The sequence below is a fragment of the Caulobacter sp. GW821-FHT12D05 genome (genome assembly GCF_058807295.1).
The window spans coordinates 538,693-564,923 of the sequence record NZ_JBXAQO010000003.1; the positions used below are offsets into that span (position 1 = coordinate 538,693).

Annotated in this window: 25 protein-coding genes and 1 pseudogene; 10 read left to right on the forward strand and 16 right to left on the reverse strand. The window is 68.4% G+C overall.

Annotated features, from left to right (window positions below; all coding sequences use genetic code 11):
- Nucleotides 1–49 precede the first annotated feature (49 nt).
- Nucleotides 50–424 carry a hypothetical protein gene (locus tag AC1RRR_RS15400; RefSeq protein WP_492814375.1) on the forward strand — a complete coding sequence of 125 codons (375 nt, stop codon included), beginning with the start codon at nucleotides 50–52 and terminating at the stop codon, nucleotides 422–424.
- Nucleotide 425: 1 nt separating this feature from the next.
- Here AC1RRR_RS15400 and AC1RRR_RS15405 read toward each other — a convergent pair whose 3' ends face one another.
- Together AC1RRR_RS15405 and sapA are read right to left on the reverse strand one after the other, a co-directional pair.
- A complete protein-coding gene (locus tag AC1RRR_RS15405; RefSeq protein WP_492814377.1) occupies nucleotides 426–2,042 on the reverse strand; it encodes a hypothetical protein in 1,617 nt (538 codons plus the stop codon).
- An 81-nt stretch (nucleotides 2,043–2,123) separates the two neighbouring features.
- On the reverse strand, nucleotides 2,124–4,124 hold the full coding sequence (gene sapA / locus AC1RRR_RS15410; RefSeq protein ID WP_492814379.1) for a protease SapA: 2,001 nt from the start codon (nucleotides 4,122–4,124) through the stop codon (nucleotides 2,124–2,126).
- A gap of 268 nt (nucleotides 4,125–4,392) precedes the next feature.
- Between sapA and AC1RRR_RS15415 the strand changes: the two genes are divergently transcribed.
- A complete protein-coding gene (locus tag AC1RRR_RS15415; protein WP_492814381.1) occupies nucleotides 4,393–5,604 on the forward strand; it encodes an OmpA family protein in 1,212 nt (403 codons plus the stop codon).
- A 309-nt stretch (nucleotides 5,605–5,913) separates the two neighbouring features.
- Here the strand turns inward: AC1RRR_RS15415 and mnmC2 are convergent, their stop codons facing one another.
- The 3 genes from mnmC2 to motA all read right to left on the reverse strand — a co-directional run bounded on the left by mnmC2 (nucleotide 5,914) and on the right by motA (nucleotide 9,013).
- A complete protein-coding gene (gene mnmC2, locus AC1RRR_RS15420) occupies nucleotides 5,914–7,647 on the reverse strand; it encodes a tRNA (5-methylaminomethyl-2-thiouridine)(34)-methyltransferase MnmC2 (RefSeq protein ID WP_492814382.1) in 1,734 nt (577 codons plus the stop codon).
- Nucleotides 7,648–7,737: 90 nt separating this feature from the next.
- The gene (locus AC1RRR_RS15425) at nucleotides 7,738–8,064 is read right to left on the reverse strand and encodes a hypothetical protein (protein WP_492814383.1); all 327 of its coding nucleotides are present in this window, start codon (nucleotides 8,062–8,064) and stop codon (nucleotides 7,738–7,740) included.
- 82 nt (nucleotides 8,065–8,146) lie between these two features.
- The gene (gene motA / locus AC1RRR_RS15430; RefSeq protein WP_492814385.1) at nucleotides 8,147–9,013 is read right to left on the reverse strand and encodes a flagellar motor stator protein MotA; all 867 of its coding nucleotides are present in this window, start codon (nucleotides 9,011–9,013) and stop codon (nucleotides 8,147–8,149) included.
- A 139-nt stretch (nucleotides 9,014–9,152) separates the two neighbouring features.
- Here motA and AC1RRR_RS15435 point away from each other — a divergent pair, with 139 nt between their 5' ends.
- Nucleotides 9,153–10,469 (forward strand): MFS transporter, encoded by a 1,317-nt coding sequence (locus tag AC1RRR_RS15435; protein WP_492814387.1) that lies wholly within the window; start codon nucleotides 9,153–9,155, stop codon nucleotides 10,467–10,469.
- 190 nt (nucleotides 10,470–10,659) lie between these two features.
- Here the strand turns inward: AC1RRR_RS15435 and fixK are convergent, their stop codons facing one another.
- Nucleotides 10,660–11,304: a transcriptional regulator FixK gene (gene fixK, locus AC1RRR_RS15440; protein ID WP_492814389.1), complete on the reverse strand. Its 645-nt coding sequence runs from the start codon at nucleotides 11,302–11,304 to the stop codon at nucleotides 10,660–10,662.
- A 158-nt stretch (nucleotides 11,305–11,462) separates the two neighbouring features.
- On the opposite strand from fixK, the gene fixT reads away from it, so the two are divergent.
- Nucleotides 11,463–11,768: an oxygen-responsive sensory/signaling system negative regulator FixT gene (fixT, locus tag AC1RRR_RS15445; protein WP_492814391.1), complete on the forward strand. Its 306-nt coding sequence runs from the start codon at nucleotides 11,463–11,465 to the stop codon at nucleotides 11,766–11,768.
- A 146-nt stretch (nucleotides 11,769–11,914) separates the two neighbouring features.
- Entirely contained in the window at nucleotides 11,915–12,391 is a 477-nt protein-coding gene (locus AC1RRR_RS15450; protein ID WP_492814393.1) for a hypothetical protein, read from the forward strand.
- Here AC1RRR_RS15450 and fixJ read toward each other — a convergent pair.
- Together fixJ and AC1RRR_RS15460 are read right to left on the reverse strand one after the other, a co-directional pair.
- Nucleotides 12,388–12,996, reverse strand: a complete 609-nt coding sequence (fixJ, locus tag AC1RRR_RS15455) for a response regulator FixJ (RefSeq protein ID WP_492814395.1) — start codon at nucleotides 12,994–12,996, stop codon at nucleotides 12,388–12,390. The two genes, AC1RRR_RS15450 and fixJ, sit on opposite strands and share 4 nt — an antisense overlap.
- Nucleotides 12,989–14,470, reverse strand: a complete 1,482-nt coding sequence (locus tag AC1RRR_RS15460; RefSeq protein WP_492814397.1) for a PAS domain S-box protein — start codon at nucleotides 14,468–14,470, stop codon at nucleotides 12,989–12,991. Before AC1RRR_RS15460 ends, fixJ begins: the two co-directional genes overlap by 8 nt.
- A 283-nt stretch (nucleotides 14,471–14,753) precedes the next feature.
- On the opposite strand from AC1RRR_RS15460, the gene AC1RRR_RS15465 reads away from it, so the two are divergent.
- Nucleotides 14,754–15,380 (forward strand): hypothetical protein, encoded by a 627-nt coding sequence (locus tag AC1RRR_RS15465; protein ID WP_492814399.1) that lies wholly within the window; start codon nucleotides 14,754–14,756, stop codon nucleotides 15,378–15,380.
- On the opposite strand, the gene AC1RRR_RS15470 is transcribed toward AC1RRR_RS15465, so the two are convergent.
- Together AC1RRR_RS15470 and cydD are read right to left on the reverse strand one after the other, a co-directional pair.
- On the reverse strand, nucleotides 15,377–16,906 hold the full coding sequence (locus tag AC1RRR_RS15470; protein ID WP_492814401.1) for an amino acid ABC transporter ATP-binding/permease protein: 1,530 nt from the start codon (nucleotides 16,904–16,906) through the stop codon (nucleotides 15,377–15,379). The two genes, AC1RRR_RS15465 and AC1RRR_RS15470, sit on opposite strands and share 4 nt — an antisense overlap.
- On the reverse strand, nucleotides 16,903–18,501 hold the full coding sequence (gene cydD, locus AC1RRR_RS15475) for a thiol reductant ABC exporter subunit CydD (protein ID WP_492815262.1): 1,599 nt from the start codon (nucleotides 18,499–18,501) through the stop codon (nucleotides 16,903–16,905). Before cydD ends, AC1RRR_RS15470 begins: the two co-directional genes overlap by 4 nt.
- 123 nt (nucleotides 18,502–18,624) lie before the next feature.
- On the opposite strand from cydD, the gene AC1RRR_RS15480 reads away from it, so the two are divergent.
- The 4 genes from AC1RRR_RS15480 (at nucleotide 18,625) to AC1RRR_RS15495 (ending at nucleotide 22,093) form a co-directional block, all read left to right on the forward strand.
- Nucleotides 18,625–20,190, forward strand: coding sequence for a cytochrome ubiquinol oxidase subunit I (locus AC1RRR_RS15480; RefSeq protein ID WP_492814403.1), 1,566 nt, complete (start codon nucleotides 18,625–18,627; stop codon nucleotides 20,188–20,190).
- A gap of 14 nt (nucleotides 20,191–20,204) precedes the next feature.
- A complete protein-coding gene (cydB, locus tag AC1RRR_RS15485) occupies nucleotides 20,205–21,356 on the forward strand; it encodes a cytochrome d ubiquinol oxidase subunit II (protein WP_492814405.1) in 1,152 nt (383 codons plus the stop codon).
- A 12-nt stretch (nucleotides 21,357–21,368) separates the two neighbouring features.
- Nucleotides 21,369–21,488 carry a cytochrome bd-I oxidase subunit CydX gene (gene cydX / locus AC1RRR_RS15490; RefSeq protein WP_291871791.1) on the forward strand — a complete coding sequence of 40 codons (120 nt, stop codon included), beginning with the start codon at nucleotides 21,369–21,371 and terminating at the stop codon, nucleotides 21,486–21,488.
- Nucleotides 21,489–21,640: 152 nt separating this feature from the next.
- Nucleotides 21,641–22,093 carry a chemotaxis protein CheW gene (locus tag AC1RRR_RS15495; RefSeq protein ID WP_454714141.1) on the forward strand — a complete coding sequence of 151 codons (453 nt, stop codon included), beginning with the start codon at nucleotides 21,641–21,643 and terminating at the stop codon, nucleotides 22,091–22,093.
- A gap of 74 nt (nucleotides 22,094–22,167) precedes the next feature.
- Here AC1RRR_RS15495 and AC1RRR_RS15500 read toward each other — a convergent pair whose 3' ends face one another.
- The 6 genes and pseudogenes from AC1RRR_RS15500 to rpmH form a co-directional block, all read right to left on the reverse strand.
- The gene (locus AC1RRR_RS15500; protein ID WP_492814407.1) at nucleotides 22,168–22,647 is read right to left on the reverse strand and encodes an ASCH/PUA domain-containing protein; all 480 of its coding nucleotides are present in this window, start codon (nucleotides 22,645–22,647) and stop codon (nucleotides 22,168–22,170) included.
- A gap of 92 nt (nucleotides 22,648–22,739) precedes the next feature.
- Nucleotides 22,740–22,823, reverse strand: a pseudogene (locus AC1RRR_RS15505) (hypothetical protein); the annotation flags it as partial.
- A 49-nt stretch (nucleotides 22,824–22,872) separates the two neighbouring features.
- A complete protein-coding gene (gene yihA / locus AC1RRR_RS15510; protein ID WP_492814409.1) occupies nucleotides 22,873–23,550 on the reverse strand; it encodes a ribosome biogenesis GTP-binding protein YihA/YsxC in 678 nt (225 codons plus the stop codon).
- The gene (gene yidC, locus AC1RRR_RS15515; RefSeq protein ID WP_492814411.1) at nucleotides 23,550–25,406 is read right to left on the reverse strand and encodes a membrane protein insertase YidC; all 1,857 of its coding nucleotides are present in this window, start codon (nucleotides 25,404–25,406) and stop codon (nucleotides 23,550–23,552) included. The genes yihA and yidC overlap by 1 nt, the downstream gene beginning before the upstream one ends.
- Nucleotides 25,407–25,413: 7 nt before the next feature.
- Nucleotides 25,414–25,866, reverse strand: a complete 453-nt coding sequence (gene rnpA / locus AC1RRR_RS15520; RefSeq protein ID WP_492814413.1) for a ribonuclease P protein component — start codon at nucleotides 25,864–25,866, stop codon at nucleotides 25,414–25,416.
- Nucleotides 25,867–25,959: 93 nt separating this feature from the next.
- The gene (gene rpmH, locus AC1RRR_RS15525) at nucleotides 25,960–26,094 is read right to left on the reverse strand and encodes a 50S ribosomal protein L34 (RefSeq protein WP_012284717.1); all 135 of its coding nucleotides are present in this window, start codon (nucleotides 26,092–26,094) and stop codon (nucleotides 25,960–25,962) included.
- Between the last annotated feature and the right edge of the window lie 137 nt (nucleotides 26,095–26,231).

The window sequence follows — 26,231 nt, forward strand, 5'->3', positions numbered from 1 at the left end:
AAACGCCCTCTCCAGCGTTGACCTTCAGCAGACGGCTGGAGGCTCACACATGCTGGACGACTTCATCGATGACCTGATTTCGCGGCTGATGACGGGCGCGGGCCTGATCATGGCGGCGGCGATCGCGGCGGTGACCGGGGCGATGGCGGTGTTCGCGTTCCTGGCCCCGCATCTGGGCCGGGCCTGGGCCTATGTGGCGGTCACCGCCCTGGCGGGCGTGACGGTCGCGGTGTGGGCCTTGGCGCACAAGCAGCACCGGGCGCGGCATCGCCGGCCCTCGATCGAGCAGCGGATCGTCGACCTGATCCAGGCCCATCCCAGCGGCGCCTTCGTCGCCGGGCTGGCGGCCGGCGTGGCGGTCAAGGGCAAGCCGTGGGAGGCCCTGGCGATCCTCAAGGCCAGGCCGCCGAAGGCGAAGGCCTAGACTACATCGCGTCCAGGAACGTGCCCGGCCCGTAGATGGCGACCAGGTCGACATTGTGCTGGGCCGTGCTGTCCATGAGGTCGAGATAGAAGTTCTCGACCGCGCGGGCATAGGCGCCGACATGGGCCTTCTGGCCCTCGGCGATCAGGTAGCCGACCATGCCGGCCTTCATGGCGAGGTCGTGGTCGAAGCCGCCCATGCGTTCGGCGGCCAGGGCGCTGAAATAGCTCTGCGTGGCCACGACGCTGTCGATGGCGGCGGCGACATTGACGCCGGCGGCCTGGGCATAGGCCTTGCCGATCACGGTGTCGTAGGCCTTGTCGACCGCCTGCCGGAAGGTGAGGCCCTGATAGGCGCTGGCGAAGGCCGCCTTGCCCTCGCCGACCAGACCCAGATTGGCGGCGAAGTTGATGTAGCGGTTCTCGGTGTTCATCCCCGCATAGATGCCGCCCGCGTCGTTCAGGTCGCTGGCGTTGTCGGGCGAGTTGACCAGGTACTTCAGGCCGGCCTGGCCCGGGCTCTTGCCGCTGAAGAACTGGTAGGCCGTCAGGGCCACCGAGGTGTTGGCCAGGACGAAGGGCTCGATCAGCCGGACATAGTCTCGCCCGGGCGGCGGCCACGTGCCGCTCGGCACGGTGGACAGCGCCGCGGCGTCGCCCGGTCGGACGGCATCCAGCAGCGTCAGGTTCTTGTAGGCATAGGTCGGGTTGCCGTACGCGACGCTGAAGCCCTTCTGGTCATTGTCGACGAGGGTGAGGGTGATGCTGGCCGGGTTCAGCGGGTTGGAGGCGTAGCCCGAGGCGGACGCCGAGATTGCCACCTGCCCGCGCGTGTCCAGATACCCTTCGTCCTCGATGGCGATGACGGCCTGACCCTTGGTCTGACCGGGCTGCAGGGTCACGAAGACCGATCTGCCCGCCGAATTGTTGTCGCTGAGCCGTGTGGGGCTGACGTAGACTTGGACGGTTTCCGTGGACGGCGCCGAGAGGGTTACGTCCACCGTCACCGTGCCGCCCTCCATGACGCTGGTCGCCGCGGTCGATATCGAGACCGAGGCCGGGTAGGGGACGACGCCGGTCTTCATGCCGCCCAGCTGGGCGGTGGTGAACTGGCTGGCGTCGCGACCCAGGATGTAGCCGAAGGTCCGCCACTCGCCGTTGGCGCCCTTGATCTGCAGCATCGCGTCGGCGCCCAGCTGCATGAAGCGCGCATAGCCGGAAGCGAAGGGGTCGGGGCCGGCTGGAAGGCTCAGATATTCGAAGTGGGGCAGGACATCGAGCACGTCGTCGGCCGAGAAGTCGGCGATCCTGAAGGGGAGGCGGCCGGAATCGTCGGTCAGCTTGAAGATGTCCGCGCCCGCATCGCCATAGACGGTTCCGCCGTAGAACAGCCGGAAGGTGTCGTTGCCCGCGCCACCGTGAAGGATCGTGGGGCCGTTCGAGATGTCCTTGACCAGGAACAGGTCGTCGCCGTCCCCAGCATCGACCCGCAGCTTCCCGACGCCGAAGGAGGCGCTGATCGCGAACCGGTCGTTGCCCGCGCCGGCGAAGACCTCGTCGTCCTGGTTGGCCGAGAGGAAGAAGTCGTCGTTGCCGGGCGTTCCGTTGATGACGGCCAAGGCGGGCTCCTGTCGCTCTGCGTGCGGGCTATAACCCTCAGGTAGAGCGACAAGGTTGCCATTTCTTGACCGTGGCGGACCTCAGACCAGATTATATTCCGGCTTGGCGTAGGTCCCGAGCAGGTCGACGCCGTAGACATTGTGGCTGGCCTGGTCGGCGAACAGGGCGTCGGCGGACTTGGCGTAGACGCCCAGGTCAGCCTTGGCGGCCTCGGCCATCAGCCAGCCGACCATGGCCGCCTTGGTGCCCTGGCCGTTCAGGCCGTCCTGGCCGTAATAGGCGAAGTACTGGGCGCGGGTCATGGTCTGGCCGCTGAAATTGAAGGTCGCGTCCAAGAGCTCGTGAACCTTGGCGGCGGTCGGGGTCGCGCCGAAGATCCGGGCATAGGCGGCGCTGGTGGTGTCCTCGAGCGAGGCCCCGCCGAAGGTGGCGGCGAAGCTGGCCGCGCCCTCGCCGACCTTGCCCAGATTGACCGCGAAATTGATGTAGCGGTTCTCGAGATTGAACGACTGGTAGTAGGCGCTGTTGAGGTTGGCGGTGTTGGCGCCATCGGGATTGACCAGATAGTCCATGCCCGCCGCGGTCGGCGTCTTGCCGGTGAAGAACTGGTAGCTGAGCACCGCCACCTCGGCGGTCGAAATCGCCGCCTTGGTCACCTGGGCGATGGCGTCCGTGTAGCTGGCCCCGCCGGCCATGGCCGCGGCGATGGTCTTGATCGTGGCGTCGCCCGTGACCGAGAAGGGAGCGATGCGCAGCACGTTGGTGATCACCGTGGCCACGCGGCTGTCGACGATCGAGACCGTGCGGTCCGAGAAGGCCAGGCTCTCGATGTTGATGACGCTGTCCGTGCCTTCGCCCAGGCCGCCATTGTCCTTGATCTGCCAGCCGCCGTCGGCCTTGGCGCTGATGGCGTAGCTGCCGAACTTGCCGCCGTAGACGGCCGTGTCGACGCCCAGGCCGCCGTCGATGATGTCGTTGCCCTGGCCGCCGGTGATGCGGTTGGCGACGGCGTTGCCGTTGATGGTGTCGGCCGCCGAGCCGCCGATGGCGTTCTCGATCGTCGCGCCCATGGCGATGGTGACGTTGCCGGTCAGGCCGCCGACACTGGAGAAATAGCCCGAGCGCAGGTCGATGGTCTGGGCGACTTTGTAGCCGGAGAAGTCGAAGGTGTCGGTCCCGCCGGCGTCCCAGGCGGCGAAGATCAGCTTGGGCGTGGCGACGGCGCTGAACCAGTCGCGGCCGGCGGTCGAGTTGAAGCCATAGACCGTGTCGCCGGTGCGGGTGCTCATATTGGCGCCATAGGCCAGCTGGGCGGCGGCGATGTCGTCCAGCAGCGGCGAGGAGGCGTAGGCCCCGGAGAACGAACCGCCCGTGTTGCTCTCGCTGAAATAGGACATCACCGTGTACTGGCGGCTGTCCTCGTAATAGCCGGCGTCGGCGGCGTAGGTCAGGGCCTTGCTGCTGTCGGCGTCGTAGTCGGCCGGATGGCCCAGGCCGATGGCGTGGCCGATCTCGTGCACCAGCACCATGCCGCCATAGTTCGAGCCGGTCGGGATGGAATTGTAGCTCAGGCTGGAATTGATCCAGACGTCGCCGTCCTCGCTGAAGGTCGCGGGGTTACCCGGAATATAGGCGAACGCCGCCGCGCCGGTCTGGCCGCTGTTGTAGTTGCCGAACAGGATCGTGGCGTTGTTGCTGTAGGCCGCGTCGCCGCTGCCCGTGCCGACGCGGGTGAAGATGACGTTGGCCACGTCGGACCAGGCGGTCAGGGCCTTTTCGGTCTGGGTGATCTGGGCGCCCGAGAACTGGGTGAAGGTCGCCGTGTCGGTGGGCATCTTGGTGGGCGCGGTCGCGCGGAAGGCGTAACTGACCGTCGCGGCCTTCTGCAGGGCCGGACCCCAGCCCGGCTCGCCACGGATCAGCTGCGAGGCGGCCTGGTCGACCGTCAGGCTGGTCTTGCCGGCCACGATGCCGACCCGGGTGTCGGCGTTGACGAAGGCGTTCGGCTGCCCGCCGCCGGTGATCGCCTCCGCCGTTCCCGAAAATTCGTCCGCCGCCAGAGGGAAGGGTTCAACACTCACGACCGTACTCCACGCGCCACTTCAGACGAGTATGATGAATCCTGATTTCTCCTGCAATCTCGGCTATTTGCGACAAACGCGCACAGCTTCCAGCCAAGCTTTCCGGCCAAGCTAAGCGCTGCCGGAGCATGGCGCCCTCCGCCACAATTTTCACATTCTGGGCGCCGGTGTGGCTCATTCGACACACCCATTTCCGGACATGACGCGTTTGTCGTCTCGAGCGCCGGGCAAGTCGGGCCCGCGACATTTCGATTGAAGAGGGTACAACATGAAAATGCGGTTGCTGGTCAGCGTCGCGGCGGTTGCGCTGAGCGCCGCCTCGGGCGCCTTGGCCCAGAGCGCCACGAGTGGTTTTTATGTCGCGGGCGACGTCGGCTATCATGAGCCGGACTCGGTCAAGGCGAACTCCACCAACAATTATCAGTGGGACTTCTCGGCCGATAAGGATTGGGCCGCGTTCGGCCGCTTCGGCTACAAGTTCACCCCGAACTTCCGCGTCGAGGCCGAATACGGCTATCGCCCGGGCGACTTCCAGAGCGTGCGTGGCGTCGGCTCCAGCGCCGGCCAGCCGATCGGTCTCTGCACCGCCGGCGTGCAGCGCACCGCCGCCGCCCCGGCCTGCGGTGAGCCGAAGGGTTCGCTGAAGGCCACGACCCTGATGGCCAACGCCATCTACGACTTCGCCCCCAACTCCAGCATCAGCCCGTTCGTCGGCGTCGGCGCCGGTACGGCCTGGGTGCACAACAAGGTCTATGGCCAGCTGTCGGGCGTCCCGGCCGGCGCCGCCATCTACCAGAACACCAGCTTCGACGACGTCGACCAGGCGTTCGCCCTGCAGGGCCTGGTGGGCGTGGCCTGGAACTTCGCCGAGAACTGGTCGCTGGACCTGACCGGCCGCTACCTGCGCACGTCCAAGCTGGACTGGGGTTCGGTGACGCAGAACGCCGGCCCGGCCGGTGGTTCGATCACGGACGTCGGCACCTTCTCGGGCCGCTACAAGGACACCTCGGTGACCCTGGGCCTGCGCTACACCTTCGGGTCGGCCCCGCCGCCCCCGCCGCCCCCGCCTCCGCCCCCGCCGCCCCCGCCGCCGGAGCCGGCTCCTCCGCCGCCCCCGCCGCCGCCTCCGGCCGCTCCGGCCTACGAGTCGCGTGAGTTCGTGGTCTACTTCCCGTTCGATCAGTACGTGCTGACGACGGAAGCCCAGGCGGTGGTCCAGCAGGCCGCCGAATACGCCAAGGGCGGCGGCGCTTCGAAGATCGTGGTGACGGGTCATACCGACACCTCGGGCTCGAACAAGTACAACGCCAAGCTCTCGGAACGCCGCGCCAAGGCCGTCGCCGATGGCCTGGTCAGCATGGGCGTCAACGCCACGGCCCTGGCGGTCGACTGGAAGGGCGAAAGCGCTCCGGCCGTTGCTACGGGTGACGGCGTGAAGGAACCGCTGAACCGCCGTTCGACGGTTTCGATCAACTTCTAATAAATAAGAAGACTGATTGGTGGGGTGACAGGGGGTCGGCCTTCGGGCCGGCCCCCTAGCCTTGTCTGGAGCCTGGCTCCGATACGAAAAGACGCTCCCGATGGGGCGTCGGGCCACCTTACCCGAAGGGGGAGGCCAAAAACGAAAAGACGCCCCCGATGGGGCGTCGGGGGCGTCCGATCCGGCGGACCAAGAGGGCGGAGGGCCGCCGTCACGCGAGCCGGCCTGAAGGGGTGGCCGGCCTCGTTTGGAAATGAAGTGGGACGCGGGAAATGGGGACCGCTTCCGCGCTCCGATAACCGTGTTCGACTATACGCCGCTGCTCGTCTCAGGCGAGTCGAAACGGCCAGATTCAACCGGGTGCGACAAAACGCGCGGCAGGGGCGAGGGCAGGTCCAGCAGGCGCGCGACCAGATGCTCGGCCAGCAGCGGCGCCAGGCAGAAGCCGCGCGAGCCCAGGCCCGTCAGCACCAGCCATCCATCCTGAGTGATCCCGGCCAGCGGCATGCGGTCCGGCGTGGTGGCGCGGATCGCCGCCCGGCCTTCGAAGGTCTTGCCCGCCAGGGACGCCGCCAGGTCCGGCAGGCCCTTGGCCAGGGTGTCGAGATTGCGGGCGTGGTCGTCGGCCCGGACGTCGGTGGCGGTTTCGCCGCGATCGTGGGTGGCCCCGAACAGCACGCCGTCGCGGGTCGGGACCGCATAGCCGCCGAACGCCGTCGGTGCGGGGGCAGGAGCGTCCGTCCAGCTGGCCTGGCCGCGCACGGGCTTGAGGGGCAAGGGCGCGAGATCGGCGGTGGCGACGCCGCCGGCCAGGGCCACGCGGTCGGCGCGCAGGATCAGGTCGCCGGCCTCGTCCAGGAGCTTCCAGCCTTCGCCATCACGCTCCAGGCGGGCGACACGGCGATGCATGACCTCGCTGGACCAGGCGGCGGTGACGGCGGCGGGCTGGATGACCAGGCTGCTGGTCATGGAGAGACCCGTCTCCGTCGTCTGCATCGCGCCGGGCTCGAACAGGTCCTGCTCGGCGACCTTGGCGAAGCGGGCCGGGTCGCGCTCGCCGGTGGCCAGTTGCGTCACGCCGTGGGCGATCACCGCCCCAGGCTCGGCTTCGTAGAGCGTGACGGCGCGCGCCAGGGCTTGGGCATAGAGCGCCGCGCGGGGACCGCCGCCGGCGTCCAGGGCGGGCGTGACCAGGGCGGCGGGATTGCCGGAAGCCGCGACGCCGTCGGGATCGTCCAGCACGGTGACGGAGAGGCCCTCGGCGCGGCCCGCGCGGGCCAGGGACGCGCCGGCAATGCCGCCACCGATGATGGCGAGCGTTCCGGGGCGAGGCGGGGTTTGGCGCTCACCCGGCAGCCAGGCCTCCAGCCGTTCGCGCTTGCGGCCAAAGCCCGGACGCTTGGCGATCTCGAAGCCGGCGGCTTGCAGGCCGCGCCGCACGGCTCCAGCCACGGTGAAGGTCGCGGCCTTCGCGCCGGGCGCGGAACGCTTGGCGACGGCGGCCAGGACCTCTTCGCGCCACATGGCCGGGTTCAGGGCGGGGGAGAAGCCGTCCAGGAACCAGGCGTCGGCCGCGCCGTCCCAGGCCTCCAGCGCCTCGACCACGTCCATGACCGCCAGGTCCAGCACGGCGTCGAAGCCGGGCAGGTCCACACGGTGGAAGCCCTTGGCGCGGCCCGGCCAGTGGTCCAGCAGCACCTGCGCGGCCTCGCCCAACTCCGGCCAGTGGGCCAGGATCCGGGCGGCCTCGTCGCGCGCCAGCGGGTGGGCCTCGATCGAGAAGATGTGGAGCTTGGCGCCTTCGGGTTTCTCGCGCCGCCACAGGTCCAGCAGGGCGGCGATGTTCAGGCCCGACCCGAAGCCCAACTCGCCGACGGTGAAGTCTCTGGAGAACCGCTCCGGCAGCCCGCAGCCAGCCAAGAACACCGCCCGCGTCTCGGCCAGGCCGTCGACGCTGGAGAAATAGACGTCGCCGTACAGGCTGGACTGCGGCAGGCCGTCCTCGCGCCAGAGCAGGGGACTGGAAGGGGCGGTGGGATCCATGCGGGTCTAGAGCGCGGGCTCGCGCCTACCGTCAACGAAAAAGGGCCGCCCGGTGGGGCGGCCCTTCGTTCTTGCGCGGAGCAAAGCGGCTTAGTGCGCCGCCTTCTTCTCTTCCGGCTTCGGCGCTTCGGCGGCCGGGGCCGAGGTGGCGCCCGTCGCGGCCGCGTCGCTGGCGGTCTGAGCGGCGGCGTCCGCCGGATCGGCCGGCGCGGCAGCGGCGTCGGCGGCGGCCTTGTTGGCGTCGGCGGCGGCCTGGTCCTGGGCCGAGGCGGCGTCGGTCACGGTCGAGGCGTCGGCGGCGGCGGCCTTGGCGGCGGCGTCTTCACCGCCGGCTTCCTCGTGCTTGCCGCCGCAGGCGGCCAGCGACAGGGCCGAGACGGCGATGCCGGCGATCAGCAGTTTGCGAATGGTGCTCATGAGGCTTCCCCTTGCGTCGTTTGTTGACGGCAAGGAATACCGGTTCGAAAGCGCGTGCAAGTTACGACGCGCTAACCTGCGCCTACTCGTTGGGGATCTGCGAGAGCGCCTCTTCCAGCTCGGCGAAGCTGGGCTGGGCGGGCGAGGGCACGTTGCCGCGGCCGATCTCGACCGAGATCTGGGCGGCGTTGCCGTGCAGGTGGGCGACCAGGACGGCCTGGATGATCTTGTAGAAGGCGCCGTCCTCGTTGACGACGGCCTGCAGGCGCGTGGCCATCGGGCCGACGATGCCATAGGCGATGAACACGCCCAGGAAGGTGCCGACCAGAGCGCCGCCGATCATGCCGCCCAGGACGGCCGGCGGTTCGGTGATCGAGCCCATGGTCTTGATGACGCCCAGCACGGCGGCGACGATGCCCAGGGCGGGCAGGGCGTCGGCCATGGCCTGCAGGGCGTGGGCGGGCTCCAGCGCCTCGTGGTGGTGCTTCTCGAGCTGCTTCTCCATCGCGTCCTCGACCTGGTGGGGATCCTCCAGGTTCATGGTCATCATCCGCAGGGTGTCACAGATGAAGTCGACGGCGAAGTGGTCGTGGGTGACCTTGGGATAGCGCGCGAAGATCGTGCTCTCGTGCGGCTTTTCGATGTGGCTTTCCAGGGCGATGACGCCCTTGGACTTCATCGTCTTGGTCAGCAGGAACAGCAGGGACAGCAGGTCGCGATAGTCGGCCGGCTTCCACTTGGGGCCCTTGAAGATCTTGCCGAAGCCGCCGGCCGTGCCCTTGATGACGACCATCGAGTTGGAGATCAGGAACGCGGCTACGGCCGCGCCCAGAATGGCCATCAGCTCGTGCGGGGCGGCTTCGATGATGACGTCCATCTTGCCGCCACCCATCAGGTAGCTGCCGAACACCATGCCGAAGAGCATTAGGATGCCGATGATCTGGAACATGGTGGTGGAAGCCCGACCCCGAGAATGACGGCGCATCATCCGGATTAATGATTAATCCAACGTTCTCACCCGTTCGGCCAGCCGGTCTGTGACCTGCGACACATTGCGTGTGAAGCTTGCCGGCTCTAACGTTTGTTTGATGAGTGGGGAAACAAAGCCAGCGCCGGACCACCGGCGCGCATTCGCCATCCTCTTCGGCGTGTCGGTCGCGACCGCCCTGGGGAACACCGGCATGCTGTCGGTGCTGCCGGCGATCGGCCGCCAGATCGGCATCCCTGACGCCCTGGTGGCGGGCATCTTCTCGCTGTCGGCCGTGCTGTGGGCGGTGACCTCGCCGATCTGGGCGCGGCAGTCGGACCTGCGAGGCCGCAAGCCGCTGATCCTGCTGGGCCTGGCGGGCTTCTCCATCTCGATGCTGCTGTGCGCCCTGGTCGTCTCGGCCGGCCTGCATCACCTGGCCCCGCCGATGGTGATCTTCGTGCTGTTTTTGCTGTGCCGGGCGCTGTTCGGCGGCTTCGGCTCGGCGGCCAATCCGGCGACCCAGGCCTATATGGCCGAGCGCACCACGCGCGAGGAGCGCACCCAGACCATGGCCACCCTGGCCGGGGCGTTCGGCCTGGGCACCGTGGTCGGGCCGCTGCTGGCCCCGCTGTTCGTGCTGCCGGGCGTGGGTTTGGCCGGGCCGATGTTCGCCTTCGCCATCGTCGCCGCGGTGATGATGGTCGTCGTCCATCGCGGCCTGCCCGAGACCTTCAAGCCCGGACGCGGCGACAGCCCGCCCCGCCACCGCCGTTTCGGCCTGCCCTGGCGCGGCGAGGGCGCGGCGCTGTGGAAGGACCCGCGTCTGAAGCCCTTCCTGATCTTCGGGTTCCTGGTCGCCTCGTGCCAGACCGCCCAGACCCAGACCCTGGGCTTTCTGATCATCGACAAGCTGGGGCTCGAGCCGGTCAAGGCCCAGGGCTTCATCACCCTGGCCATGGCCGCCGGCGCGGTGGCGGGCCTGCTGGCCCAGTGGGGCCTGATCCGCATGTTCCAGATGGGCCCGCGCGAGCTGATGCGCTGGGGCGTCGGCTGCGCGGCCCTGGGCAATATCGTGGTCGCCTTCGCGCCGGACTACGCCGCCGTCGCCATCGGCTACGCCATCGCCAGCCTGGGTTACGGCTTCGCGCGGCCGGGCTTCACGGCGGGGGCCTCGCTGTCGGTCGACGCCAAGGACCAGGCCGGCGCGGCCGGAGCCATCGCAGCGATCAACGGCCTCAACGTCGTGGTCGCCCCGCTGTTCGTGCTGCTCTACGAGAAGATCGGCTGGGGCCCGTTCGTGCTGAACGCGGTGATCCTGGCGGCGCTGCTCGGCTACGCCCTGCGGCAGGCGATGCTGCGCGCGGCCGGCGACCGCGACGCCCGCGACGAGGCGACGATCGCCGGGCTGGAGCGGACGGACGAGGGGGGTGTTTGACCGTCCCACAACCCACCCATTCCTGCCTTCCTAGGCCTTGTGCCTAGGACCCATCGTTCCGCCAGGTTCTGAGGTTTCGAGAGCGTCCGGCAGCGTGGCAACGCGCCCGGATGCGCCATGCGAGCGTCGGCATGGGTCCTAGGCACAAGGCCTAGGAAGGCAGAGTTTTTGGTTAGGTGAGTGGCGAACCTCAGCTCACCATCCGCTCCAGCGCCCGACGGTCCTTCAGCACCACGTGCCGCACCGTCGGCAGCGCGATCAGCCCCTCGTCCTGCAACGCCGTCAGCGTCCGCGACACCGTCTCGATCGTCAGGCCCAGATAATCCGCCATGTCCTGGCGGCCCATCGGCACGTCCAGCTCGGCGGTCGCGTGGGTGCGTTCGGCGATGTCGAGCAGCAGGCCGACGACCCGCTCCTGGGCCGAGCGGCGGCCCAGCATCAGCACGTGGTCCTGGCAGCGCTGCAGGTTCTCGGCGGTCAGGCGAAACAGCGCCCGCGCCGCGTCGCCGCGCCGGGCGGCCAGCTCGCTGAGCGCTCCGCGTCGGATCATGCGGATGCTGGCGTCGGTCATGGCCTCGGCCGTGACCCGGTGGGCCTCGCCCATCTCCAGGCCGAAATAGTCGCCGGCGAAGTGGAACTCGTCGATCTGCCGGCGGCCGTCGCGCAGGATGCGGTAGGTGCGCACCGCGCCCGACACCACCTGATAGACGTGCGAGGCTTCCTCGCCCTCGCCGAAGACCTCTTCGTCGCGGCGGAAATGCGGGCAGGCGCCGGGGATGGCCAGGACGGGATCCAGGGCAATTGGGGCAGCGTCGATGCGGAGCGGAGACAGCATGGAAAGACCCTTCTGTTGCTAAGGTCTTTGCGCCCTTTCCGCGCCGCGTGACAGTCGGGGGCCGCGCCTAAGGAAACCCCCTTACGCGGGGTTGCGGGCGCCCTCCGGTTTTGAGGCGGATCAAGGTTTCGCCGCCCTGGCGCACGCAAGATGACAGAATGCCCAACCGTCCCCTGATCCTGCTGCTGGTCGACGACGAGCCCCTGCGCGAGGCGCTGCGCTTCTCGCTGGAGACGGAGGGCTACAGAGTGGCCACGCGGCCCGATGGCCGGCCCTTGGCGGCGGTGGTCATCGACGATGGGAGCGGGGATTTGCCGGCGGTGGAAGGGCTGCCGACCATCGTGCTGACGGGGGACGCCGAACGGCTCATCCGTCGGGGCGTCAGCGGGGTGAGCCTCGTGGAAAAGCCGCTGCTGGACGATGCGTTGGAGCGGAGGCTGTCGGCGCTGCTGGCGCGGCCCTAGGGCAAATACAACCGGGAGAAACTTGCCCGGCCCGCGTCGGACGGCGGCAGCGGCGAAGTTTTTCGCGTTCTAATTCAAGCGCTTGTATCTTGGTTGAGTTGGCGCGTTTCCTGCACGCTCCCGGCGAGCCGTCGAGGATGCCGACCATGACCATCACGAACCTGGAGCGGGGCATGGCGATCCGCGCCGAGCTCGCAAGCCGGATCTCCAAGGCCACGCCGACCGACATCAGCCCCGCTGGCCCGGCGCGCCTGATCGAACTGACGCCGGCGCAGAAGGCCGATATCGCGGAGACGGAAAGGCGCACCTCGGCGGGGGATGCCCAGTCGAAGATCTTGAGGGAGCAGGCGCAGGCCGCCGCGGTGGCGCGCCAGAACTGGCGTCCGTTCCCGTTCGGCGACTTCACCAACTACACGGTCGACCAGGCGAAAACCCAGCTCGCCGCGCTCGAGAAGGTCGCGTCGAGCCCGATGGTGAAGAAGGGGCTCTTCGAGGCGAAGATGGGCGACCAGAAGACGACCTCGCCCCAGGTCATGATCGACTGGCTGCGTCAGAAGATCGGCGGCGAGGCCAGCGATCCCGCCAGCGTGAAGCCCGGCGCGCTTGTGAACTTTTCGGCCTAGCCGCCGCGCGCCGACAGCGTCATCCGCACCAGCGCGGCCAGGTTATCCGCCTGCATCTTGGTCATCAGCTTGGCGCGATAGATCTCGACCGTCCGGGGGCTGATGCCCAGTTCCCGCGCGATGACCTTGTTGGCATGCCCCGCCACCACGCCGTCCAGCACCTGGCGCTCGCGTTCGGACAGGGTCTCCAGCCGGTGCAGCACGGCGGCCTGGTCGTCGCTGACGGGCGAGGCTTCTGCGGCCTTCATGGCGCGTTCCAGGGCGTCCAGCATGCGGGCGTCCGAGAACGGTTTTTCGATGAAGTCCACCACGCCCGAGCGCATCGCCTCGACCGCCATCGGGATGTCGCCGTGGCCGGTAATCATGATGATCGGCATGCGGATCTTTTGGGCCGCCAGCCGGGCGACCAGCTCCTGGCCGCTCATCTCGGGCATGCGTACGTCGGTGATGATCACCCCCGGCCGAGCGGCTGGCAGCGCCTCCAGGAAGGCCGGTGCGCTGGCATAGGAGACGACCTCGAAGTCGGCCGACTCCAGCAGGAAGGCCAGGGACTCGCGGGCGCTTTCGTCGTCGTCGACCACGTGCACGACGGGGGCGTCACTCATCGACGGTCTCCTTCTGATGATGCTCGGCGGGCGGCAGGGTGAAGCTAAACAGCGCCCCGCCGCCGGGATTGGCCTGCGCCCAGATGCGGCCGCCATGGGCCTCGATGATCGAGCGCGAGATCGACAAACCGACGCCCATGCCCTGCGGCTTGGTGGTCATGAAGGGCTGGAACAGGCGCTCCAGCACCGCGTCGGCAATGCCCGGACCGGTGTCGGCGACGCTGACCCGCGACCAGCCTTCCTCGGTGACGTCGGTGGTGATCAGCAGGGCGCGGCGGCGGGCGGTCTGGTCCTGCATGGCGTCGATGCCGTTGCGGATCAGGTTCAGCAGCACCTGCTGCACCTGGACCCGGTCGGCGAACACGGCATCGGCGGCCGGATCCAAGGACAGGCGCACGTCGACCTGGCGATCCTTCTCGCCGATCAGGGCAAGCGCGGACGCCTCCTCGATCAGCTTGGACAGGCTCTCGGCCTCGCGCTCGCTGGCCCCCCGGCGCACGAAGTCGCGCATGCGGTGGATCACCTCGCCGGCCCGAAGGGCCTGGTTGGCGGCCTTGTCGATGGCGTCGCGCACCTTGGCCTGGTCGGCCTCGCGGCCCCGGTCGATCAGGCGGCGCGAGCCGGTCAAGAGGTTGGCGATGGCCGACAGCGGCTGGTTCAGCTCGTGCGCCAGGGTCGAGGCCATCTCGCCCATGGCTGTCAGGCGCGAGACGTGGATCAGCTCGTTCTGCAGCTCTTGCAGGCGGGTCTCGGTCTCCTGCGTCTCGGTCAGGTCACGGATAAAGCCGGTATAGGAGGGCACCTGTCCTTGAGTCTCGCCGACCGCCAGCTCCATCGGAAAGGTCGAGCCGTCCTTGCGTATGCCGACCACGACGCGGCCCGCGCCGATGATCCGCTTCTCGCCGGTGCGGTGGTAGCGCTGGATGTAGCCGTCGTGGGCGGCGGCGTTGGGCTGGGGCATCAGCAGGCTGACGTTCTTGCCCAGCACCTGCGACGCCCTCCAGCCGAACATGCGCTCGGCGGCGGGGCTGAACGAGGTCATGATCCCGGCGCGGTCGATGACCACCACCCCGTCGGGCACGGTGTCGAGGATCGATTGCAGGTGGTCGTTGATCGCCGCCGCCCGCCGCCGCGCGGCGTGGAACCAGCCGCCGCCGACGGCCATGCCGAAACCGACCGACAGGAAGATCGCCGCGCAGATGCCGCTGACCAGGTTGAACGGGATGGACCGCGTCACCCACCACACCGTGCCCCAGGCGAAGGTGGTGGCGAAGACGCCCGGGCCCAGGCCTCCCAGGGCGGCGGCGATCAGCACGGCCGGCACGAACAGCAGGAACGACGACGGCGCGGTGAAGGCCTCGGGCAGGTACAGGCGCGCCACCGCTGTCGCCATCACCGCCGCGAAGGCGGCCAGATAGGCGGTCGGGTGCGGATCGCTGAACAGGGTCGAGGACAGGCCCCGGGCCGGCTTCATGAGTGCTCCAGTCGTGCGGTCCTTATAGCCGCGCCGGTTTGAGCCAGGTCAAGGACGGGCCAATGCGTAGGTCCGACGGTGCTCCCGCCAACACACGGGAGATTTCGATGTCGGGCGGGCAAATGGCGTATCTGGGTCTGGTGATCGCGGCGTTCAGCGTGTTCGCCGTGGTGCTGTTCGTGACCTATATCCGGGTCAACATGAAGTAGCGTTCCGCCCTGTCGTGACTTCCCGGAGTTCAGGCTCTATGCCGGCTTAGGGAAGCTTCGCGGCGGGGTGTCTGGTGAGTGCGTTCGAGTTCTTCTTCAGCTTCTATGGCCTGGTCCTGGGCTTTTCCGCCGCCGAGCTGGTGGGCGGGTTCGCGGGGCTGGTGCAGCGGCGGCGCAAGATCCGCTTCGGCCACCTGACCCTGTTCCTGGCCGCCTTCGTCGCCATCGACATCGCGACCTTCTGGGCCCAGGCCTGGACGATCCTGCGCTTTGCGCCGTTCAACTTCGCCCTGCTGATCCTGGGGCTGGTGGTGGCCAGCGTGTTCTACGTCGCCGCCAGCCTGGTGTTCCCCAAGGACGCCGCCGACGGCGCGGCGCTGGACGACCACTTCTGGGAAAACCGCACCATCGTGCTGCTGTGCGTGCTGGCGGCCAATCTCTCGATGGCGGCGGTGCTGACCATCCTGACCCTGGGCACCGGCGAGTTCGGCGCCATCAGCCGGCCGATGCTGTGGATCGGCCTGGCGATCTTCACCGTCTTCACCCTGATCGCGGCCCTGGCCAAGAAGAAGGGCGTGGTCGTGGCGGCGCTGCTGATCCTGCTGTTCTATCAAGGCCAGACCATCGGCCGCTCGATCAGCGCTCTGGTCGATGGCGGCGGTTGGACCGTGCTGCAGAGCAAGGCGCCGAAGGAAGACTAGCCCATCCTCACCGTGCGGTCGCAGAGGGCGGCCGGGGCGGGGCGGTGGCTGACCACGACCAGGCCTTGGCCGGTTTGCTGGAGCCGGGCGTTCAGCCGCTCCACGACGAGGGCCTCGGTCGCCGCGTCCAGGCCCTCGGTGGGCTCGTCCAGCAGCAGCCACGGGGCGTCGCGCAGATAGGCGCGGGCCAAAGCCAGCCGTCGCCGCTCGCCGCCGGAGAGACGCTCGCCGTCGTCGCCGAGATAAGCCGCCAGGCCCTGCGGCGCGGCGCGGATCCGGTCGCCGAGGGCGGCAGCTTCCAGGACCTCCCACAGCTGGTCGTCGGTCGCCTTGGGCGATGCGAGGCGGAGGTTCTCGCGCACCGTGCCGGCGATCAGGCCGGCGTCTTGCGGGAGCCAGGCGAAGGCGGCGCGGGGGTTTGAGGCCTCACCTCGGAGCCCCGGCAGGGTCTCGATCGCGGTGGTCTTGCCGCAGCCGGATGGGCCGATGATGGCCAGGCGTTCGCCGGGGTTCAGGGTCTCGCCGAGGAGGGTGAGCGTGGGGGCGGTTTCCAGCTGCGACGTGGGCTGCGGTTGATGGCGCAGAATGCCGTCCAGCCGCTCGCGCGCCTCTCGCGCCGCGCCGTCCTGGTCGAAGGCGTGGGCCAGGCCTGCCAGGGCGTCCACCCCCATGGCGGCGGCCAGACCCGCCAGCGCCGCGAGGGCTGGACCCGCGGGCGCGGCGGTCGCGATGGCGGCGGCGACCGCGCCGCCGAGGATCACGGCCTGGCTGGCGACGATCATCCCCTGGGCGCGGGCGGCGGCCAGGCGGGCGCCGTCCAGCTCGGCGGCCTTGGCGTTCAGGGTGTCGCCGGCCCAGGCCTCCAGGCCGTAGGCGCGTAGCTCGGCCGAGGCGGCGACCAGGGTGGCGGTGGTGTCTTTCAGCGCCCCGACCTTGGCCTGGATGGCAGCGCGGGCCGGGGTGGAGAAGCGCTTGGCCAGAGCGCGGGCGGCCAGGATCGCCGCGAGGGCCGCGACCAGGATCACGACGGCCGGCGCCGGTCCCGCGAGCGCGGCCATGGCGATCGCCGAGGCCAGGCCGGCGACGGCGCTCCACGGCGCGGAGAGGTGGACGAAGCGGGTCTCGATCGCGTCGACATCCTGCACCAGCCGGGCCGAGGCCTCGCCGCGTGACAGGCCCAGGGCCTCCGAGGGCGGCGCGGCGGCGAGGCTGGCGAACACCGCCGGGCGGATGGCGGCCAGGGCGCGCAGGGCGGCGGCGTGTCCGGACAGACGCTCGCCATACCGCGCGGCGGTGCGGCCGATGGCCAGCAGGCGGATCATGGCGCTGGGGATCAGCACGTTGAACGTATGGGCGACCGCCAGCCCCGCCGCGCCGGCGATGGCGCTGGCCACGATGAACCAGCCGGACAGGCCCATCAGCACGGTTGACGCCGCGCCCAGCACCACGGCGCTGGCGATCGCCAGCCGCAGGGCGCCGGCCCGCTCGCGCTTCTGGGCGCGAATGAGTCGGTCTAGGGGGCTCACAGCCGCACCACCTGGTCGGCGAGGGCCGCCACGGCTTCAGAGTGCGTCGCGATCAAGGTCGTGCGCCCTCGCGCGGCCTCGCGGATGGCGTCCAGCAGCGCCACCTCCGACGCCGCGTCCAGGTTCGCCGTCGGCTCGTCCAGCAGCAGGATCGGGGCGGGCTTGAGCAGGGCGCGGGCCAGGGAGAGGCGCCGGCGCTCGCCGCCCGAGAGGCCGCTGCCGCGTTCGTCCAGCACGAAGTCCAAGCCGCCGGGACGGTCGAGGATCAGGCCCACGGCCTTGGCGGCGGCTTCGATCTCGGCGCGGGTCGCGTCGCGTCTGGCCAAGGCGATGTTGTCGGCGATCGAGGCGGGCAGGATCAGCGGTGACTGGCCGGCCCAGGCGATCTCGCCCTCGGCCTCAATGCGGCCGGCGGTCAGCGGCGCAAGGTCCAGCAGCAGGTTCAGCAGCGAGCTCTTGCCCGCGCCGCTGGGGCCGACCAGGGCGGTGATGGTCCCGGCCTCGGCCACGAGGTTGAAGTTCTCCAGCGCCGGCGTGTCGGCGTCGGGGTAGCGGACGGTGACGTCCTCGAAGCGGATGGTGGGGGCCTTGGTCAGTGGCGCCGCAACCCGCCGAGGTTCGGGCGCTTCAAGCGTCGACAGGCTGGCGCTCGCCGCCTCCGCCGCCTGCCGGTCGTGATAGGCGGCGGCCAGACGGCGCATCGGCGCGTAGACCTCCGGCGCCAGGGCCAGGACGAAGAAGGCGCGCTTCAGATCCAGGGTCTCGGGGACCGGGAAGGGCAGCAGGCGCAGCAGGTTGAAGCCGCAATAGACCGCTACCAGCGCCACCGACAGGGCGGCGAAGAACTCCAGCGCGGCCGACGAGATGAAGGCCACGCGCAGCACCCGGATCGTTCGCTCGGCCAGCTCCGACGCCGAGCGTTTCAAGGCCGCCGTGGTCGTTCCCTCCGCCTGGAAAGCCAGCACGACGGGCAGGGCGCGGACGCGGTCGAGGAACAGACCCGACAGGCGCTCCAGGGCCAGGAACTGCGCCCGGCTCTCGGCGGCGGCGGCCGTGCCGGCCAGGACCATGGCGGCGATGAACGGGACCAGCGTGGCCAGCAGGATGCCGGCGCAGATCGGGCTGGCGATGGCGGCGACGGCGATCATCACCAGCGGCAGGACGGCGGCCGACAGCCGGGCCGGCAGGAAGCGCGCGAACAGCCCGTCCAGGGCCTCGACGCCTTCCACGAGCGCGGTGGTCGCCTCGCCGGCCGGACGACGCGGGCCGCCGAAGATCGACCGGGCCAGATCGGCACGCACGCCCGCCTTGGCCTCGGCCGCCGCCAACGCCCCGGCGACACCGGTGAGGTTGGCCAGCACGCCCCGAATCGCCATGGCCGTGACCGTCAGGGCCAGCCACGGGATCAGCGGAGCCTGCCGCGCGACGGCGTCGATGCCGAACGCCAGGCCCGCCGCGAAGGCGATCGCGGCCAGGCCGTCCAGCAGCGTGAGCCCCCGCGCAAGCCGGCCCGCCTGGCTCGGGACACGGCTTATCCCCTCCAACCAGCGCTTGCCCACGGCTATATGATCAATCTGTACTATGCGGGCGCCCATGGGTTGAGTGTAGGGTCGGTTCATCCGGAAGCCTTGATCCCGATCAAGGACCGGGCGGTCGCGAGGGTCTAGGGCTTAGCTCTCGATCGGCGTGATCTTCGGCCGTTCGTCTCGGAGCTGTCCATGGACCCCGCCGTCATCGACCTGTCGCGCCTCCAGTTCGCGCTGACCGCCCTGTACCACTTCCTGTTCGTTCCGCTCACCATCGGGCTCAGCTTCATGCTGGTCATCATGGAGAGCGTCTATGTGATGACCAAGCGCCCGATCTGGCGAACGGTGACGCGTTTCTGGGGCGTGCTGTTCGGGATCAACTTCGCCCTGGGCGTGGCCACCGGCATCACCATGGAATTCCAGTTCGGCATGAACTGGTCCTACTACTCGCACTATGTCGGCGACATCTTCGGCGCCCCGCTGGCGATCGAGGGGCTGATGGCCTTCTTCCTGGAGGCCACCTTCGTCGGGCTGATGTTCTTCGGCTGGGACAAGCTGAAACCCGTCAGCCACCTGTTCGTGACCTTCATGGTCGCCCTGGGCACCAACCTGTCGGCGCTGTGGATTCTGGTCGCCAACGGCTGGATGCAGAACCCGATCGGGGCTGCCTTCAACCCCGAGACCATGCGCATGGAGGTCTCCAGCTTCCGTGACGTGCTGTTCAACCCGGTGGCCCAGGCCAAGTTCGTGCACACGGTCAGCGCCGGCTACGTCATTGCCTCGGTGTTCGTGCTGGGCGTCTCGGCCTGGTACCTGCTGAAGGGCAAGCACATCGGCGTGGCCAAGCGGTCGATGACCGTGGCCGCCGCCTTTGGTCTCGCTTCGTCGCTGTCCGTCGTCGTGCTGGGCGACGAGAGCGGCTACGCCCTGACCGACAACCAGAAAATGAAGCTCGCGGCCCTCGAGGCCATGTGGGAGACCGAGCCCGCCCCGGCCGGCCTGACCGCCTTCGGCATCCCGGACCTGAAGGCGCGCACGACCCACGCCGAGGTCAAGATCCCCTATGTCCTGGGCCTGATCGCCACCCGCAGCTTCGACAAGCCGGTGGAGGGCATCTTCTCGCTGGTCGCCAAGGCCGAGGACCGCATCGAAAGCGGCGTCGTCGCCTATGGCGCGGTCGAGGCGTTGAAGGTCAATCCGCAGGACGTCGCCGCCCGCGCGACCTTCGAACAGCACCGCCGCGACCTGGGCTACGCCCTGCTGCTCAAGCGTTATGTCGCCGATCCGCGCACGGCCACGCCGGACCTGATCAAGAAGACCGCCTGGGACGCGGTGCCCAACGTGCCGGTGATGTTCTGGGCCTTCCGGATCATGGCCGGGATCGGGGTCTTGATGATCGCGATGTTCGCCACCGCCTTCGTGTTGGTGACCATGCGCAAGCATGAGACCAAATGGTTCTTGTGGATCGCCGTGCTGGCCCTGCCGCTGCCGTGGATCTCGACGGAGTTGGGCTGGGTGCTGGCCGAGGTGGGGCGTCAGCCCTGGGCGGTGGACGGCGTGCTGCCGACCTTCCTGTCGGCCTCCAGCCTGACCGTGCCGCAGCTGCTGACCAGCATCGCGGTGTTCACCCTGCTGTACGGCGCGCTGGCCGTGGTCGAGGTCGGCCTGATCCTGCGCGCCATCAAGAAAGGCCCGTTCGCTCAGCACGACCCCGTCCCGGACGGCGAGCCTGCTGATCCCGAACCGGCCGTCGCTTAAGAGGAGCCCTGAACATGGAACTCCCTATCGACTACGCCACCCTTCGCGTCATCTGGTGGGCCCTGGTGGGCATCCTCCTGATCGGCTTTGCTTTGACCGACGGCTTCGACATGGGCGTGGGGGCCTTGCTGCCCTTCGTCGCCAAGGACGACGCCGAACGGCGCATGGTCATCAACACCGTCGGCCCGACCTGGGAAGGCAACCAGGTGTGGTTCATCCTGGGCGGCGGCGCGATCTTCGCGGCCTGGCCATTCGTCTACGCCATCAGCTTCTCGGGCTTCTACCTGGCCATGTTCGTGGTGCTGGCGGCGATGATCCTGCGGCCGGTCAGCTTCAAGTACCGCTCCAAGCGCGCCGACCCGCGCTGGCGGGCGTTCTGGGACTGGGGCCTGTTCATCGGCGGCTTCGTGCCGGTGCTGGTGTTCGGCGTGGCCATGGGCAACGTGCTGCAGGGTGCGCCCTTCCGCCTGGATAGCGACCTGCGGGCCTTCTACGAGGGCGCCTTCATCGGCCTGTTCTCGCCGTTCGCCCTGCTGTGCGGCCTGTTGTCGGTGTCGATGCTGGTCCTGCACGGCGCGGCCTGGCTGACGGTCAAGGCTGAGGAAGGCCCGGTCACCGAACGCGCCCGCCGCATCGGCGAGATCGCCGGCCTGGCCAGCATCGTGCTGTTCGCGGCCGGCGGCTTCTGGGTGGCGTTCGGCGGCATGGGCTTCCGGATCGAAGGCCTGGCCGACGCGGCCGGTCCCTCGAACCCGCTGCGCGGCGCCGCCGCGGTCAGGGCCCCGGGCGCGTGGCTGGACAACTATGGCCGCCACGGCTGGATGATCATCGCCCCGGTGCTGGGCTTCGTCGGCGCGGCCCTAGCCCTCTATGGCATGCGGTTCAACAAGGCCTGGGCGGCGTTCGGCGGCTCGTCGGCCTCGGCCCTGGGCATCGTCGCCACCGTGGGCCTGTCGATGTTCCCGTTCATTTTGCCGAGCAGCTACGATCCGCGCTCCAGCCTGACGGTGTGGAACGCCTCGTCGACCCACCTGACGCTGTTTGTGATGATGATCGTCACGGCGGTCTTCCTGCCGCTGATCCTGCTGTACACCGCGTGGGTCTACAAAGTCCTGTGGGGCAAGAGCACTACCGGCGCCCTCGCCACCAACCCCGACCTGTCCTGAGGAGGCCTGAGCATGTGGTACTTCACCTGGATCCTGGGCCTGGGCCTCGCCGTCGGCTTCGGCGTGCTGAACGGCATCTGGTACGAGTTCAACCTGTCGGACGAGGGCGACGAGGGGCTGGACGCGCCGTAGCACCCGCTTTGAGGGGGCGCGACATTGCACCGCGCCCCTTCGCGCTCAGCCTTAACGGTTGTTAAAGGCGCTTCGGGCTCTTCTGGCATCCAGCCACGGGAGCGCGCCGAACGCGCCGCTCCGGGCAAGTCATCGATCCGGGGACTACGACCATGACCGACAACACCGCGCCCGCGCTGGAACTGATCTCGTTCTGCATCGGCGAGCAGGAATTCTGCATCGACGTGAAGACGGTCCGCGAAATCCGCGGCTGGACCCCGGCCACCCCGATCCCGCACGCCCCGGCCTATATGCGCGGCGTCATCAACCTGCGCGGCGCGATCATGCCGGTCATCGACCTGCGCAACCGCCTGGGCCTGGGCGTCACCATCCCCGAGACCCGCCACGTGATCGTGGTCGTCGAGTGCCAGGACCGCCTGGCCGGCATCCTGGTCGACGCCGTGTCGGAAACCTTCACCGTGCCGCGCGACAGCCTGCAGCCGGCCCCGGACGTCGGCGTGGAAGAGCTGCGCTACATCCAGGCCATCATCTCGATGGAAAACCGCCTGATCACCTATCTGCGCATGGACGACGTCTTCCCGACCGTGATCCGCGAAGCGGCTTAAGCCTCTTCCGCCAGACCAAAGAAAAGGCCGCCGAGGGCAACCTCGGCGGCCTTTTCTGTGCGCGCTGCGCTGGATCAGCCCTTGCGGACGATCCGGGCCGCGGCGGCGTGGAAGCCGGCCTCGGCGGCGGCCAGGTCGGCCACGGCGCCGTGGCGGTCGCGGGCCACGCCCATATTGCTGGCGGCGTAGCTTTCGGAGACCTTGCGGGCCTCCTGGGCGCGCAGGGCGGCGTTGGAGGCGGCGGTCTCGTGCCAGGTCGCCAGGCTTTCGGCGGTGACCTCGGCGTCGGCGTCCGGATGCGGGGCCACTTCACCAAAGCCGATGGCCACGAAGCCGTGGATGACGCCGCCATAGTCTTCTTCCGACAGCAGGAAGGTCACCTGCCGCTCTTCGGTCTGGCCGGTATAGCTGTCGGTCTCCGGATCGAACTCCGACAGCACCAGGATGTCGCCGACCTTGAAGTCGCGGTCGTTGCGGCGGATCTCGAAGCGCTTCTGGCCCGAGCGCACGGCGGCGAAATATTTGGGCCAGGTCTTGAGTTCGTGGCGGGTCATGGCGGCTTCAATCTACGAAATGGGAAGGCGGGGGTTCTGGCGATCGAACCCTAGCGCACGGTTAATAGCTCAAACATATCCCCAACAACCCCGTCATCCCGCGCTTTATGCGCGGGACCCATCTGTCGGTCGCAGGTGCGGAGCGGAAGTTCGCTCTCACGTGGAAGCTGAACAATGGGTCCCGCGCATAAAGCGCGGGATGACGGCATGAGTGGGGCCGTTAGTTCACTCGTCGATACACAGCCGCACGATTTCCGCGCGCAGCTCCGGCATGCCCAGGCCCTTTTCGGACGAGGTGGCCAGCACGCGGGGGAAGGCGGCGGCGCGCTTGGAGATCGCCTTCAGCGTCTCGGCCACGACCTTGTCGACCTCGTGCGGCTTGATCTTGTCGGCCTTGGTCAGGACGATCTGGTAGCTGACGGCCGCCACGTCCAGGGCGTCCAGCGCCTCCAGGTCGACCTTCTTCAGGCCATGGCGGGCGTCGATCAGCACATAGACGCGCTTCAGGTTCGGACGACCGCGCAGATAGGCGCGGCCCAGGTCCTGGAACTTGTCGGCGATCGAGCGCGAGACGCGCGCGAAGCCGTAGCCGGGCAGGTCGACCAGGCGCACCTGTTCGGCCAGCAGGAAGAAGTTGATCTCCCGCGTGCGGCCCGGCTCGTTCGAGGCGCGGGCCAGGTACTTCTGCCCCACCAGCCCGTTGATCAGGCTGGACTTGCCGACGTTGGAGCGGCCCGCGAAGGCCACTTCCGGCAGGTCGGGCGCGGGCATGGTGTCCATGCGCACCGCGCCCATCATGAACGAGACGGGCTGGGCGAAGAAAACCCGCGCCGTCTCGATCTGCTCTTCCGTGAACCCGGACTTGTCCGAGAAGTCGGGCTGGATGGTGGGTTCGTCGGTCATCAAGTCGTTGCGTTCGCGGGCTTGCCCTGCAGGCGAGCGATGATCTTGTCGATCGGGTTCTCGACCTGGTAGCGGCGCATGATGATGTACTGCTGGATGATGGTCAGGATGTTCGACCAGCACCAGTAGATCACCAGGCCCACCGCGAACTGCGACAGGGTGAAGGTGAAGATGATCGGGAACAGCTGGAAGATCCGCTGTTGGATGGGGTCGCCGGCCGGCGGGTTCATCGCCGTCGTCAGCCACATCGTGAAGCCGTACAGCAACGGCCAGACGCCGATGTGCAGGGTGGTGCCCAGGAAGGCGCCGATCAGCGGGGCCGACGCCGGATCCCACGGGATCGCGCCGAACAGGTTGAAGATCGTCGTCGGATCGCGCGACGACAGGTCGTGGATCCAGCCGAAGAACGGCGCGTGGCGCATTTCGATCGTAACGGTCAGCACCTTGTACAGCGAGTAGAAGACCGGGATCTGCACCAGCATGGGCAGGCAGCCCATCATCGGATTGATCTTCTCCTTCGCATACAGCTGCATCATTTCCTGCTGCTGCTTGGTCGGGTCGTCCTTGTGCTTGGCCTTGAGCTTCTCGACCTCGGGCTGGATCTTCTTGATCTTGGCCATGCTCTCATAGCTCTTGTCCGCCATCGGATAGAGGACGAGCTTGAGCACGACGGTCAGCAGCATGATGGCCAGACCGAAGTTGCCGACCAGGCGATAGAAGATCTCTAGGATGTTGAAGATCGGACGGGTGAACATGGAGAACATGCCCCAGTCCACGGCCCAGTCGAAGCGCGGGATCTCGGCCTTGCGGTCGTCCCAGAACTTCCACCACTCGGGCGCCTGGCCATTGTACTCGTACTTGCGCAGCAGCGGCACGGTCTTGGCGCCGGCGAACAGGCGGGTCTTCTGAGTGAGGGTCGCGCCCGGGTTCAGGGCCTGGGTCGGGCCGACGATGTTGACGTCATAGACATCGGTGCCGCCGACCGCGGTCATGCGGTACTGGGCCTTGATGGCCTGGTCCTGGCTCGGGACCAGGGCCGCCAGCCAGTACTTGTCGGTGATGCCGGCCCAGCCGCCGACCGAGTCGAAGGTCGTGAGCGGCTTGTCCTTCTTCCACTTCCCGTACTTGTTCAGCTCAAGCTTCTGGTCCTTGCCCGAGCCCAGCACGCCGATGGCGCCTTCGTGGACGATCTGGGTCTTGCCCAGGTGGTCGGTGATGCCCTGGCGCTGGACGGTGGCGTAGGGGGCCAGCTGGAAGGCGGCGGTCCCGTTGTTCTTGACGCTGTCGGTGACGGTGAACATCGCGTCGGCGTCGACCGAGATCACGCGGGTGAAGATCAGGCCCGCGCCGTTGTCGAAGGTCAGGGTGACGGGCGTGGTCGGACGCAGCACCTGGCCCGGCGCGGCGGTCCAGACGGTGCGGCTGTCAGGCAGGCCGGGCAGGTTGGCGCCGGCCCAGCCGAAATCGGCGAACCAGGCGTGCTCGGCGCCCTCGGGGCGGAAGAGCTCGACCGGCGGCGAATTCTTGTCGGTGGTCTCGGCGTACTTGCGCAGGAACAGGTCGTCGATGCGGCCGCCCTTCAGGGCGATCGAGCCCGACAGGGCCGGGGTGTCGACGGGAACGCGCGGGCTGGCCGCCTTGGCCACATCACGCGACAGGCGCAGCGGCGCGGGGTTGCCATTGGCGTCCAGGGTCACGCCGGGCTGGCTCGCCACCTGGGCGGCGACCGCCTTCTTGGCGCGCGCCTCGGCCTCGGCCTTACGCTGCTGCGGACCCAGGACGAAGAACTGGTACCCGATCAGGATCGCGAACGCGCTGACGATGAACATCAGCGTGTTTTTGTTGTCGTTCTGCATGGAGCGCTTAACCGGAAACTTTGGGATCGGGTTGTTGGGAAGAGGCGTCTTGAGATGGGGCGCCGGGGCGACGTTGGGGAACCTTGGCTCCTCCGCGATCGTACTCGGCGGCGAGGCTTATCAGCGCGGTTTTGACGTCGTCAAGCAAACGCCCCCATTCGCGGGCGGTCGTCCCGCCTCGGGCGATGAACACATAGTCGTGCGAAGGGCGCGCATGAAGGGGTAGCACCAGCCTGGCGGCCTCTCTGAGGCGGCGTTTGGCGCGATTTCGGTCGACGGCCCCGCCGATCTTCTTGGTGGCGGTGAAGCCGACCCGGACCGTGGGGTCTTCGTCGTCGGGGCGCTTGCGCATCTGGATGAAGACCGCGCCGCGCGACAGGGCCGGGGCCTTGGCCGCCAGCAGGAAGTCGGGGCGCTTGCGCAGCCGCTCGAACTTCAGGGCTTCTTGGGCGTCAGCCATGAAAAAAGCCGCCTTTCCGGCGAGAACCTGAAACCAGGTCTGTGGAAAAGGCGGCTTTGATCATCGTCTTGCCTCCCGGGGGAGGAAGAGAAATTAGGCGGTCAGGCGCTTGCGGCCCTTGGCGCGGCGACGCGCGACGATCTTTTGACCGTTCTTGGTGGCCATACGCGCGCGGTAGCCGTGACGGCGAGCACGCACGAGCTTCGACGGCTGGAAGGTGCGCTTCACGACGTGGCTCCGAAATGCATAAACGTTGGACGCGAGGCCAAGGGCTCCGCGAGTGAGGGGCGGTGGATAAAAGAACGGGCGAGGGATGTCAACCTGAGTCGGTTCAGAGGGTTAGGAAGTTTCCCAAACCCGCTCCA